Below are 12,282 nucleotides of genomic sequence, written 5' to 3'. Positions count from 1 at the left end.
CCATGGAAGTCACGGATCGTTCGCGACCGTGCTAACCCGGCCCGACTCCTCCCCCCCCGAGTCGGCCGTGGAGACGACCCCCGCTCTCCCCCCCGGCGGGGGTCGTCGCATGTCCGGGGGTCTTCCCGTCAGCGGTTCCGTCCGCCCTTCTCTCCGCCGCACGCCGGTCCCCCGGTGGCGTCTCGCCCACCAGTGAACCGTCACTGTGCGTCATCGCGGGGTTCCTCTGCGAAAGTCACCGGTTCGGGGCCCGGAGTTATTCACAACTGCTGGGTAGTCCACCGTTTCCCACCATGATCCACACGATTCTCCGGTTCGCGGCACGTTGTTTCCCGCTAGCCGTCCGCAGTCGTTTGCGGACGCGACGAAATGACGTGGGAAGGGAGCTGCGAAGTGGCGGAGAACGTCTTGATCGTCACGGAGGACGACGGCCTGCTGGACGATCTGCTGCGGTTGTGCGCCGCGGCCGGTGCGGAGGCTCAGGTCGCACACGGAGTGCCCGCCGACCGCGCCGCGTGGGCCTGCTGGTCCGCGGCCGAAGCGTGGGAACGCGCACCGCTGGTGCTGGTGGGCGACGACTGCGCGGGCGTCGCCGGCGGGCTCGCCGGGGCCGGCACCGGCCCGCCGCGCGGCGCCCGCCGGGCCGGGGTCCTGCTCGTCGGCCGGGACATGGACGACCCGGGTGTGTGGGAGCGTGGCGTGCGCATCGGTGCCGAGGGCGTGGTGCTGCTGCCCGATGCGGAGAGCTGGCTCACCGGGAGGATCGCCGATGCAGCGGAAGGCGTCGGAAATCCCGCGCTGACCGTCGGCGTTTTCGGCGGGCGCGGCGGGGCGGGTGCCTCCACCCTCGCCTGCGCGCTGGCGCTCTCCTCGGCGCGCGCCGGCCGGCGGACGGTTCTGATCGACGGGGACCCACTGGGCGGAGGACTCGACGTCCTGCTCGGCGGAGAGAGGACGGAGGGACTGCGATGGCCGGCGTTCGCCGAGTCGCGGGGCCGGGTGGGCGGCGCCGCGTTCGAGGAGTCGCTGCCGAGGCTGCACGGCTTGAGCGTGCTCAGCTGGGACCGCGGGGACTCCGTGACGATCTCCGGGGACGCGATGAGGTCCGTCCTCGGAGCAGCCCGGCGGCGTGGTGGTGTGGTGGTCGTCGACCTGCCGCGGCGGATGGACGAGGCGGTGACCGAGGTCCTCGCCCAACTGGATCTCGGACTGCTGGTGGTACCGGCCGAACTGCGCGCCGTCGCGGCCTCGCATCGCGTTGCCGGGCGGGCCCGGATGGTGCTTCGTGACCTGCGCGCCGTCGTCCGCCCGCCGGGCGGCCCGCAGGGCGCGAGGTACGGCCGCGGGCTGGACGAGCACGAGACGGCCCGGCTGCTCGGGCTGCCGCTGGCCGGCGAACTCCCCTGGGAGACCGGGCTGACCGAGGCCGTGGACCGGGGCGTACCGCCCGGTGACGACGAACGCGGGGCGCTCTCCCGCTTCGCCCGGGAGTTCTGGGAACGTGCGCTTCCCGCCGGGGCCGGCCGGACCACCCCCGGCGGACACGGCGAGGGCCGTGACGGAGGTGCGACGGCGTGAGCGGTCTGCACACCGCCGAAGAACCCGGCGCCCGCACCGGGCGTCGCCGCAGGCCTGCCCCCGGGGTGGACCGCTCCCTGCTGGACGCCGTGCGGCTGCGGCTCGCGGAAGCCGGGGCCGAGCCCACACCGGCCCGAGTTGCCGCCGCCCTTCGTGCCCAGGGCCGTCTGCTCGGCGACAGCGCGGTGCTGCGGGTGGTCGAGGTACTGCGGTCCGAAATGGTCGGCACCGGGCCGCTCGAGCCATTGCTCGCGGATCCCCGGGTGACTGACGTACTGGTCACCGGGCCGGAGGAGGTCTGGGTCGACCGCGGCGCCGGCCTGGAACGCACCCGGGTGCGATTCCCCGACCCCGAGGCCGTGCGGCACCTGGCGCAGCGGCTCGCGACTTCGGCCGGCCGACGACTGGACGACGCACGACCCTGGGTGGACGCCCGGCTTCCTGACGGCACCCGGCTGCACGCCGTCCTGCCACCCGTCGCCGTCGGCACCACCTGTCTCTCCCTGCGAGTGGTACGGCACCGGCCCTTCGACCTCGACGAGCTCGCCGCGGCGGGCACCCTGCCCCCCGGCGGCGACAGGCTGCTGCGCGCCATGGTCGACGCGCGCCTCTCCTTCCTGGTCAGCGGCGGCACCGGTACCGGCAAGACCACGCTCCTCTCCTGTCTGCTCGGGCTGGTGGGGGCGCGCGAGCGCCTCGTGCTGGCGGAGGACTCGGCGGAGCTGCGGCCCGACCATCCGCACGTCGTCCGGCTGGAGACCCGGCCGGCCAACCAGGAGGGCGCGGGCCGCGTCGGGTTGCGCGACCTGGTGCGCCAGGCGCTGCGCATGCGTCCCGACCGCCTCGTGGTCGGCGAGGTCAGGGGCGCGGAGGTCACCGACCTCCTGATGGCCCTCAACACCGGCCACGAAGGCGGATGCGGGACGGTGCACGCCAACGCCGCTGGCGACGTCCCCGCGCGGCTGGAAGCGCTGGCAGCGACCGCGGGGCTCGATCGAGGGGCTCTGCACAGCCAGTTGGCGGCTGCCCTGGACGCGGTCGTTCACCTCGTCCGCGAGCGGGACGGTGCCCGACGCGTCGCCGAGATCCATGTCCTGGAACGGGACGAGGCCGGCCTCGTCCGCACCCTGCCTGCGGCACGTTGGGGTCCCCGCGGCTTCGTCGCCGGACCGGGGGCGCCGCGCCTGGATGACCTGTGCCGACGGGGAGGTGCACTGTGAGGGGCGGCCCCTGGTCAACGGAGGTGTCCGCTGCGTTCGCCGCCGCGCTCGCCTGTGCCGCCCTCCTCGCCTGGGTGTTGTGCGACCGGCGGGGCCCCGGACGTGCCCGGTTGCTGCTCGCCGCCGGTGCGGACGCGGCGCCGCGGCCCGCCGGAGGCGGCCGTGCGCGGCTGCACGGGGGCGCGTCGCGGAAGCGCCTGCCGAGGGGCGCCGTCGCGGCTCTCCAGCGGCCCTGGGCCCGCGCGGGGCGAGCCTGGTGGTGCCTGCCGGCAGGTGGCCTGGTCGGCGCCCTGGGCGAGTCATGGATTCCGGCCGTACTGGGCCTTTTCACGGTCCCGGTGGCCGGACGGCTCGCGAGGAGGCGCCGGGCACGGGAGGCCGCCGAGCGCACCGAGAACGCGGTCATCGACCTGTGCACCGATGTCGCGGGGGAACTGCGCGGGGGCCGTCTTCCCGCGGGCGCTCTTCTGGGCGCGGGGGCCGGTCGATTGGGGAAGGAGGGCGCGGCGCTGCTGGCCGCCGCGCGGTTCGGCGGCGACGTACCGGCCGTGCTGAACAGGGCGGCGCGACTGCCCGGTGCGCACGGCCTCACGGGAGTGGCGGCGTGCTGGCAGGTCGCCACCGACGGAGGGGCGGGCCTCGCCGACGGCCTGGACCGGGTCGCCGACGCGCTGCGAGCCGAACGTGACCAGCGCGACGAACTGCGCGCACAGCTCGCCGGCCCGCGCTCCACCGCCGTCGTGCTCGCGCTGCTTCCGGCCTTCGGGCTGCTGCTCGGCACCGCCATGGGAGCCGAACCGCTGCACGTGCTGCTGCACAGCCCGGTCGGGCTGGGCTGCCTCGCGGTCGGCGCACTGCTCGAGTGGGCCGGGCTTGCCTGGGTCGCCCGGCTGGTGCGGACGGCTGAGGAGGAGTCGTGAGCACGGCGGCCGTGGTGGTGGGGGCGGCCTCGTCGGCGGTGATGCCCCAGGCGGTGATGAGCGGGGTGGTGGAGCCGTTGGTGTGGTGGGTGATGGCCGTGCTCATGGCGGCCGGAGCCGTCGTCGTGGTGCTGCTGGGCTGGCGCGAGCAGCGGCTGCGGGGCGACCGGGCGCGTCACCTCGCCGGGGCGGAGACCGGGCGACCACTCCTCCCGCGCCGTCGGGACCGCACTGACTGCAGACGGCGCGGAGCGGGTGGTACCCGCCGTCCGTCCGACGGCCCGTCGCGCCCCGGCCGACAGTGGAGTGTGTGGGCGGGTGCGCTGACCGCCGCCGTCGTGGTGCGCCTGCTGAGCAGCGGCCCGGGCGGGTGGCTGGCGGCCGTGTCGGCGGGGGTGGCCATGTGGTGGTGGCTTCGCCGGCGAGCCGGGCGGGCGAGGGAGGACGCGGTGGCCCGGACGGCCGTACGGGCGGTGGATCGGCAACTGCCCCTGGCCGCCGAACTGCTGGCCGCCTGCCTCACCGCCGGATCTGGTCCCGCCCAGGCGGCGGAGGCCGTGGGCCGGTCCACCGGAGGCGCGTTGGGCGACCGGCTGGTGCGCGCGGCAGCGGAACTGCGGCTGGGCGCTGAACCGGCGGCGGTGTGGGGCAGGTTCGGCGCCCAGCCCGGGTGCGACGGGCTCGCCCGGTGCATGGAGCGCGCCGGCACGACGGGTGTGCCGCCGGTGCAGGCGGTGGCCCGGCTGGCGGCCACCTGCCGGGCACGGCGGGCGCGGGCGGCGGGCGTCCGGGCGCGCCGTGCCGCCGTCCTGGTGACCGGACCGCTGGGGCTCTGCTTCCTGCCCGCGTTTCTCGCGGTGGGCGTCGCGCCCGTCGTACTCGGCCTCGCCCGCTCCCTGATCTGAACCGCCCAGCCCGTACGACCCGAGAGACACCGGGCGTCGGACACGGAAACCGACCTCGGAGACGAAAGGACGGATGGAAGAGATGAAGCGAACCAGCAGGCGGGCCACCGCCGGCCGAGAATGCGGCACCACACCGCGGCGGCGCCAGTGGATTCGTCGTTACCGGAAGCGCTGGGCGAGCGCCGTGCGCGGCAGGAGCGGCGACGCCGGCATGAGCACGGCGGAGTACGCCGTCGGCACGATCGCGGCCTGCGCGTTCGCCGCCGTGCTCTACAAGGTGGTCACCAGTGGTCCGGTGAGCGAAGCGTTGCAGAAGCTCGTCGAGAGGGCTCTCGATGCGACGTTCTGACCGGAGTCGTCGGTGGCGCTCCGGCCGGGGCGTCGTGGCGCGCGGGAGGGATGCCGGTTACGTCACCGCGGAGACGGCCGTCGTCGTGCCGTCGCTCGTGGCAGTCGTCGGGATGCTGCTGTGGGGGCTGCTGGCCGTCGCCGGGGCTCTCCAGACCCAGGACGCCGCTCGGGCGGGTGCTCGTGCCGCCGCCCGGGGCGAACCGCCGTCCGTAGTGCGGGAGACCGCTCGCTCGGCGGCCCCGTCCGGGGCCGCCGTCGAGTGGTCGCGGGAGGGCGACCTTGTCCGGGTGCGGGTGGAGGCACGTACGGCGGGGCCCGGACCGCTTTCCCTCCCCTTGGAGGCCGAGGCGGTGGCGCTGGCCGAGGACTCCCTGGCGGGAACAGCCCTTCCGGTGACGGGTACTCCGGCAGCGGCAGCCGCCACGGCGACCGGCCGATCGGCCTCCGGAGGCGACCGGTGATCCGGCGCGTGTGGCGGCGCGCCCACCGACTGTGCGGTGACCGGGCGGGGGCCCTGTGCCCGCGGTGTGCCCTGCCGCGGGACGACCGTGGCTCCGCCTCGGTGTGGGGGGCTGCGTGCGCCGCGCTGCTCTGTCTCGTGTTCGGGGCGCTGCTGGCACTGGGCCAGGTCGCCGTCGCCCGCCACCGGGCCGCTGCCGCCGCAGACCTCGCGGCCCTCGCTGCGGCGCAGCGAGTCCTGCACGGGGAGGAGGAGGCGTGCGCGGTGGCCCGGCAGGTGGCCGGGGCCCAGAAGGCTCGGCTGGTGCGGTGCGCGGTGGCCGGTGAGGTCGCGGACGTCTCGGCGGCCGTCCGTACCGGGCCGTACACGACGAAGACCCGTGCCCGCGCCGGACCGGCCCGGGCGTGGCCGCAGGGGTCACCGGGGACGTCCGCCACCAGCGTTCTGCGGAGAGGTGCTGTCCGGGGAGGGCGCACCGGCGAGCAGCTCGCGCAGCAGCCGGAGGGCGCCCTCCTTGTGCAACGGCTCGTTCCCGTTGCCGCACTTGGGCGACTGGATGCACGAGGGGCAGCCCGCGTCGCACTCGCAGGAGGCGATCGCCTCGCGTGTGGCCGTCAGCCATGCGCGCGCCGTGCGGAAGGCGCGTTCGGCGAACCCCGCGCCCCCGGGATGCCCGTCGTACACGAACACCGTGGGCAGCAGGGTGTCGGGGTGAAGGGGGACGGACACGCCCCCGATGTCCCACCGGTCGCAGGTGGCGAAGAGCGGGAGCAGGCCGATGGAGGCGTGCTCGGCCGCGTGCAGTGCACCGGGCAGGATCTCGGGGCCCACGGCTGCCGCGTCGAGCTGGTCTTCGGTGACGGTCCACCACACCGCGCGGGTCCGCAGGGTACGCGCCGGCAGGTCGAGTTTGGTTTCGCCCAGGACCTCGCCCGTCACCAGCTTCCGGCGCAGGTAGGAGACGACCTGATGGGTGACCTCGACGGAACCGAAGTGCAGCCGCCCCCGACCCCAGGGAATTTCCTTCTCGGTCTCCAGGACGGAGACCGAGGTGGTGTCGCGGGCCATGGTGGTCCAGGGCGGCGACGACTCCTCCACGAGGGCGACGGACTCGTCCAGGTCCAGGCTCCGCACCACGTAGGTGCGTCCCTGGTGGAGGTGGACCGCCCCGGCGTGCACGGTGGTGTGGGCCGCCCCGGCGTCCACGGTGCCGAGCACACGACCGGTGCCGGACTCCACGACCTGTACCGGGGAGCCGCCGCTGCCCCGGATGTCGGTGAGGTCCGCCGCACGCTCGCGCCTGGTCCAGTACCAGGACGTGCCCCTCCGGCGCAGCAGACGGCGCTGTTCGAGCTGGGCGACGAGGTCGCTGAACTCGGCGCCGAACAGTTCCGCGTCCCGCTCGGTGAGCGGGCTCTCCGCCGCCGCGGCGCACAGGTGCGGTGCGAGCACGTACGGGTTGTCCGGGTCCAGGACGGTCGACTCGACGGGGTGGGAGAAGACTGCCTCGGGGTGGTGCACGAGATAGGTGTCCAGCGGATCGTCCCGGGCGACGAGCACGGCCAGAGCCCCTTCGCCCGTACGGCCGGCCCGGCCCGCCTGCTGCCACAGCGAGGCGCGGGTCCCGGGATAGCCCGTGATCAGGACGGCGTCCAGTCCCGCGACGTCGACCCCGAGTTCCAGCGCGTTCGTCGCGGCGAGGCCGAGGAGTTCGCCGCTGTGCAGGGCCCGCTCCAGCGCCCGCCGTTCCTCGGGCAGATACCCGCCCCGGTACGCGGCCACCCGGCGCGGGAGGGACCGGTCGACCTGTGCAAGCCGGTCCTGGGCGATCAGCGAGATCAGCTCGGCCCCGCGCCGGGAGCGCACGAACGCCACCGTGCGCACTCCCTGGACGGCCAGGTCGGTGAGAAGTTCCGCCGTCTCCGCGGTGGCGGTGCGGCGGACGGGGGCGCCGCGTTCGCCGGACAGCTCGGTCAATGGCGGCTCCCAGAGCGCGAAGAGGAGTTCGCCGCGTGGCGAGGCGTCCTCGGTCACTGCGGTGACCGGGAGGCCGGTCAGACGGCCGGCTGCCTCCGCGGGGTCGGCCGAGGTCGCGGACGCCAGCAGGAACACCGGGTCGGCACCGTAGCGGGCGCACAGGCGCCGCAGCCGGCGCAGGACCTGCGCGACGTGCGAGCCGAACACGCCCCGGTAGGTGTGGCATTCGTCGACGACCACGTAGCGCAGCGCGCGGAGGAAGGAGGACCAGCGGGAGTGTTGGGGGAGGATCCCCCGGTGCAGCATGTCGGGGTTGGTGAGGAGGTAGTTCGCGTACAGCCGGGCCCACTCGCGCTCTTCCGGTCCGGTGTCCCCGTCGTGTACGGCGGCCCGCACGGCGTCGCCGAGCGGCGTGGCGAGCGCGGCCGCCTTGCGGCGCTGGTCGGCCGCCAGCGCCTTGGTGGGGGCGAGGTAGAGCGCAGTCGCGCCCCGGCCGTTCGGTGCCTCGGCGCCTTCGACCAGGGCGCTGAGGGTGGGGATCAGATAGGCCAGCGACTTGCCGGAGGCGGTGCCCGTCGACACCACCGTGGACGTCCCGTCGAGGGCGAGGGAAGCCACCTGAGCCTGGTGTTCCCAGAGGCGGTCGATACCGGTGAGCCGCACGCACTCCACCACTTCCGCACGGATGCGAGCAGGCCAGTCTGCATGACGCCCCGGCCGCGGGGGCACATGCTCCGTATGAGTGACGCGCGCGGCCCGGTCCGCCCCGGCGGCAAGCCTGCCGAGCACCGTCTGCGGGTGGTGAGTGTTGGCCATCGGCACCGAGTGTGTCACTGGCACGACGGACAATGGACGCAAGCCGTCGTGCACGGCTGGCGGTAAGTGATTGAATGCTTCTGCGGCTGCCGATCCGTCCCCTGCGCCGCTCCGCCACGGCGGGGTGCCAGGACGGGGCTCTCCACACGGGGTTTCCCGGGGGCGGACCGCTCGATAGCAAGGTGCTGGAGGATCAGTGGACCTGTCTCTGTCGACCCGTACTGTTGGCGATCGCACGATCGTCGAGGTCGGTGGCGAGATTGATGTATACACCGCGCCCAAGCTGCGCGAGCAGCTCGTCGAACTCGTGAACGACGGCAGTTACCACCTCGTTGTGGACATGGAGGGCGTGGACTTTCTCGACTCCACCGGTCTCGGTGTGCTCGTCGGCGGACTGAAGCGGGTGCGCGCCCACGAGGGCTCGCTGCGCCTGGTCTGCAACCAGGAGCGCATTCTCAAGATCTTCCGTATCACGGGCCTGACCAAGGTGTTCCCGATCCACGGATCGGTCGACGAGGCCGTCGCGGCCACCGACTGACACCCATCACGCCCCGTCCGGCCGTGCGTCCGCCGCGCACGGCCCGGACCGTCGGATGACGGGGTCCCGCGCGCTGCCGACGGGCAGCCGCGGTGCCCGTGAATGCACACCTGTCGACCGAGAGGGATGGCATGGCCACCGTCGAACTCCGCTTCAGCGCGCTCCCCGAGCATGTGCGGACAGCGCGTCTGGTGGCCGCCGCCGTCGCGCGGCGCGCCGGGGTCGACGAGACCGTGCTCGACGAGGTGCGGCTCGCCGTGGGTGAGGCGTGCACTCGTGCTGTCGGCCTGCACATGAGCAACGGCGTCGGCAGCCCGGTCAGGGTCGCGCTGATCGAGGACGAGAAGAAGTTCTCGATCGAGGTCGGCGACGACGCGCCGGGCCGGGGGGGTGCCCTGGTCCCGGGCGCCCGCGACGAGATCCCGGGCCCGGCCACGGAGGAGGACGAGGCCGAGGGGGACATGGGCCTCGCGGTCATCAGCGGTCTCGTCGACGACGTGGAAATCACCGCCGACGACACCGGTGGCACCATTCGCATGAGCTGGCCCGCCACGGCGGTACCCCCCACGCCCGCCGCCCCCTGACCCGGCCGGCCTGACCGGAGCCCGACCGGCTTCGGATGCGCTGGCGTCGGCCGACCCGTCCGCGGAGGGCCGACGCCCGCGGACGGTGCCTGCGGGTCCGCCGCCCCGGTTTCCCCGTCGCCGCTGGGGCGCCGATCCCGCCCGCCACACGGCTGTCGGGCACCGCCGCCCATGCGTAACGGCTCAGGACGTCTACCTGGCCGTAAACCGCGGCGCCGGGCCTTTCTTGTGATCTTTCACATGTCATTACTCTGAAGAATGTAAAGACCTTTGTGATCATCGGCGGAGATCATTTTCTGCCGCCGGTCAATTCGCCCGGGTCCCTCGCGCGGGCGAAATTTCGCGCCCCTTTCATTCGATCTTCGCTGTTGACGGCGAATTCCTGGTCTCGCACTCTGTTTGGAAGCGGATCAGCTCCCTAGAATCCGTCCACATCTTTGCTGCAGGACGCCTGAGCGTGCTTGCGCGCGCCCATGTGCCAAACGTCAAGGAGGACGAATGGCGGGGCATCTCACCCCTCTCCAGACCCACCAGCATCAGCAGCTCGCCGATGCCGTGCTGACCGCGGGCAACCGCAGTCTCGTGATCGTGATCGCGCTCGTCGCCCTGGCCGCACTCGGCGTGGCGGTGGTGCTCGTCAAACAGGTTCTCGCCGCCGGTGAAGGCACCGAGAGCATGAAGAAGATCGCCGCCGCGGTGCAGGAGGGCGCCAACGCCTATCTCGCGCGGCAGCTGCGCACCCTCGGCGTTTTCGCCGTGGTGGTGTTCTTCCTGCTGATGTTGTTGCCCGCGGACGATATGGCGCAACGCATCGGCCGATCGTTGTTCTTCCTCGTGGGAGCCGGTTTCTCGGCCGCCACCGGATACATCGGCATGTGGCTGGCGGTGCGCAGCAATGTGCGCGTGGCCGCTGCGGCCCGTGAGGCGACGCCCGAGGGCGAGGACGCGAAGTCGGGTTCTGTCGATCTCACCGCCGTCGCCCACAAGGCCACGAAGATCGCCTTCCGCACGGGTGGTGTGGTCGGCATGTTCACCGTCGGCCTCGGCCTGCTCGGTGCCGCGGTCGTCGTCCTCGTCTATGCGGCCGACGCGCCGAAGGTGCTGGAGGGCTTCGGCCTCGGCGCCGCGCTGATCGCCATGTTCATGCGAGTCGGCGGCGGCATCTTCACCAAGGCCGCCGACGTCGGTGCCGACCTCGTGGGCAAGGTCGAGCAGGGCATTCCCGAGGACGACCCGCGCAACGCCGCCACCATCGCGGACAACGTCGGCGACAACGTGGGCGACTGCGCCGGCATGGCCGCGGACCTGTTCGAGTCCTACGCCGTCACCCTGGTCGCCGCGCTCATCCTGGGCACGGCGGTCTTCGGCGACGCCGGCCTGGCGTTCCCGCTGCTGGTTCCCGCCATCGGTGTGATCACCGCGGTGATCGGCGTCTTCACCGTCGCCCCGCGCCGCAGTGACCGCAGCGGGATGACGGCCATCAACCGCGGCTTCTTCATCTCGGCCGTGATCTCCCTGGTACTGGTGGCCGTGGCCGCGGTCCTGTACCTGCCTTCCAGCTACGCGGACCTGGACAACGTCCCGGCCGCCATCCAGGGCCACGAGGGCAACCCGCAGGTCCTGGCGATCGTCGCGGTCGCCATCGGCATCGTGCTGGCCGCGGTGATCCAGCAGCTCACCGGCTACTTCACCGAGACCAGCCGGAAACCGGTGCGCGACATCGGACGGACCTCGCTCACCGGCCCGGCGACCGTCGTGCTGTCCGGCATTTCGCTCGGTCTGGAGTCGGCCGTCTACACCGCGCTGCTCATCGCCCTCAGCGTCTACGGGGCGTTCCTGCTCGGCGGCGGCGTGCTGCTGCTGGCGCTGTTCGCCGTCGCGCTGGCGGGCACCGGCCTGCTCACCACGGTCGGCGTGATCGTCGCCATGGACACCTTCGGCCCGGTCTCCGACAACGCGCAGGGCATCGCCGAGATGTCCGGCGACGTGGAGGGCGCCGGCGCCCAGGTCCTCACCGACCTGGACGCGGTGGGCAACACCACCAAGGCGATCACCAAGGGCATCGCCATCGCGACCGCGGTCCTCGCCGCGGCCGCGCTGTTCGGCTCGTACCGCACCGAACTGTCCTCGGCCCTCGCCGAGGCCGGCGAGGGCGCCGGGGAGATGCTGACCGTGCTCGACATCGCGCAGCCCAGCACGCTGGTCGGCCTGATGCTCGGTGCGAGCGTCGTCTTCCTCTTCTCGGGCCTCGCCATCAGCGCCGTGTCCCGTTCCGCCGGGTCGGTGGTCTACGAGGTGCGGCGTCAGTTCCGGGAGAAGCCCGGAATCATGGACTACACCGAGAAGCCCGAGTACGGCCGGGTCGTCGACATCTGCACCAAGGACGCGCTGCGCGAGCTGACCACCCCGGGCCTGCTCGCCGTGTTCGCGCCCATCGTCGTCGGTTTCACGCTCGGCGTCGGGGCGCTGGCCGCGTTCCTGGCGGGCGCGATCGGCGCGGGCACGCTGATGGCGGTCTTCCTGGCGAACTCGGGCGGTGCCTGGGACAACGCCAAGAAGCTGGTGGAGGACGGTCATCACGGCGGCAAGGGCAGTGAGGCCCATGAGGCGACCGTGATCGGCGACACTGTCGGTGACCCGTTCAAGGACACCGCGGGCCCGGCGATCAACCCGCTGCTGAAGGTCATGAACCTGGTGGCGCTGCTGATCGGTCCGGCTGTGGTGCAGCTCAGCTACGGCGAGGACAAGAGCGTCGGCATGCGCGTGGTGATCGCGTTGATCTCCGCGCTCGTCATCGTGGGTGCGGTGTACGTCTCCAAGCGCCGCGGTATCGCGATGGGTGAGGAAGGCAACAACGAGCGCACCGCGAAGTCGCAGGACGCGGTCGCCACTTCCTGACCGACACCTGACAGCGAGCGGCTGACCTGCTCCAA

The 12,282-nt window shown here is 73.0% G+C and carries 10 protein-coding genes and 1 pseudogene; 10 read left to right on the top strand and 1 reads right to left on the bottom strand.

Translation table 11 applies throughout. The features are described 5' to 3' along the window. Positions 1 to 393 precede the first annotated feature (393 nt). The 7 genes and pseudogenes from ssd to E4198_RS11315 all read left to right on the top strand — a co-directional run. A complete protein-coding gene (ssd, locus tag E4198_RS11345; protein ID WP_247597637.1) occupies positions 394 to 1,578 on the top strand; it encodes a septum site-determining protein Ssd in 1,185 nt (394 codons plus the stop codon). A 65-nt stretch (positions 1,579 to 1,643) separates the two neighbouring features. After that, complete coding sequence (locus tag E4198_RS11340) at positions 1,644 to 2,798, top strand: TadA family conjugal transfer-associated ATPase (protein WP_136185323.1); 1,155 nt, start codon at positions 1,644 to 1,646, stop codon at positions 2,796 to 2,798. Between the two features lie 23 nt (positions 2,799 to 2,821). After that, positions 2,822 to 3,718: a type II secretion system F family protein gene (locus E4198_RS11335; RefSeq protein ID WP_247597636.1), complete on the top strand. Its 897-nt coding sequence runs from the start codon at positions 2,822 to 2,824 to the stop codon at positions 3,716 to 3,718. Next, the gene (locus E4198_RS11330) at positions 3,715 to 4,623 is read left to right on the top strand and encodes a type II secretion system F family protein (RefSeq protein WP_247597635.1); all 909 of its coding nucleotides are present in this window, start codon (positions 3,715 to 3,717) and stop codon (positions 4,621 to 4,623) included. The genes E4198_RS11335 and E4198_RS11330 overlap by 4 nt, the downstream gene beginning before the upstream one ends. An 82-nt stretch (positions 4,624 to 4,705) precedes the next feature. Next, positions 4,706 to 4,972, top strand: coding sequence for a DUF4244 domain-containing protein (locus tag E4198_RS11325; protein ID WP_136183044.1), 267 nt, complete (start codon positions 4,706 to 4,708; stop codon positions 4,970 to 4,972). 34 nt (positions 4,973 to 5,006) lie between these two features. Then, positions 5,007 to 5,435 (top strand): TadE family type IV pilus minor pilin, encoded by a 429-nt coding sequence (locus E4198_RS11320; protein WP_348771298.1) that lies wholly within the window; start codon positions 5,007 to 5,009, stop codon positions 5,433 to 5,435. Continuing rightward, positions 5,432 to 5,818: pseudogene (locus E4198_RS11315) on the top strand (Rv3654c family TadE-like protein); the annotation flags it as partial. The gene E4198_RS11320 and the pseudogene E4198_RS11315, both read left to right, overlap by 4 nt. Positions 5,819 to 5,851: 33 nt before the next feature. On the opposite strand, the gene E4198_RS11310 reads toward E4198_RS11315, so the two are convergent. After that, positions 5,852 to 8,227, bottom strand: a complete 2,376-nt coding sequence (locus E4198_RS11310) for a DEAD/DEAH box helicase (RefSeq protein WP_247597634.1) — start codon at positions 8,225 to 8,227, stop codon at positions 5,852 to 5,854. Between the two features lie 196 nt (positions 8,228 to 8,423). On the opposite strand from E4198_RS11310, the gene bldG reads away from it, so the two are divergent. From bldG to E4198_RS11295, 3 genes are all read left to right on the top strand, one after another. Then, entirely contained in the window at positions 8,424 to 8,765 is a 342-nt protein-coding gene (gene bldG, locus E4198_RS11305; protein WP_019547857.1) for an anti-sigma factor antagonist BldG, read from the top strand. A 131-nt stretch (positions 8,766 to 8,896) separates the two neighbouring features. After that, positions 8,897 to 9,349 (top strand): ATP-binding protein, encoded by a 453-nt coding sequence (locus E4198_RS11300; RefSeq protein WP_027764166.1) that lies wholly within the window; start codon positions 8,897 to 8,899, stop codon positions 9,347 to 9,349. Positions 9,350 to 9,847: 498 nt separating this feature from the next. Beyond that, entirely contained in the window at positions 9,848 to 12,247 is a 2,400-nt protein-coding gene (locus tag E4198_RS11295) for a sodium-translocating pyrophosphatase (RefSeq protein ID WP_136183042.1), read from the top strand. The last annotated feature ends 35 nt before the right edge of the window (positions 12,248 to 12,282 follow it).

Source organism: Streptomyces sp. RKND-216, assembly GCF_004795255.1.
Classification (GTDB): Bacteria; Actinomycetota; Actinomycetes; order Streptomycetales; family Streptomycetaceae; genus Streptomyces; species Streptomyces hazeniae.
This window is presented reverse-complemented; position numbering and strand designations above follow the sequence as displayed.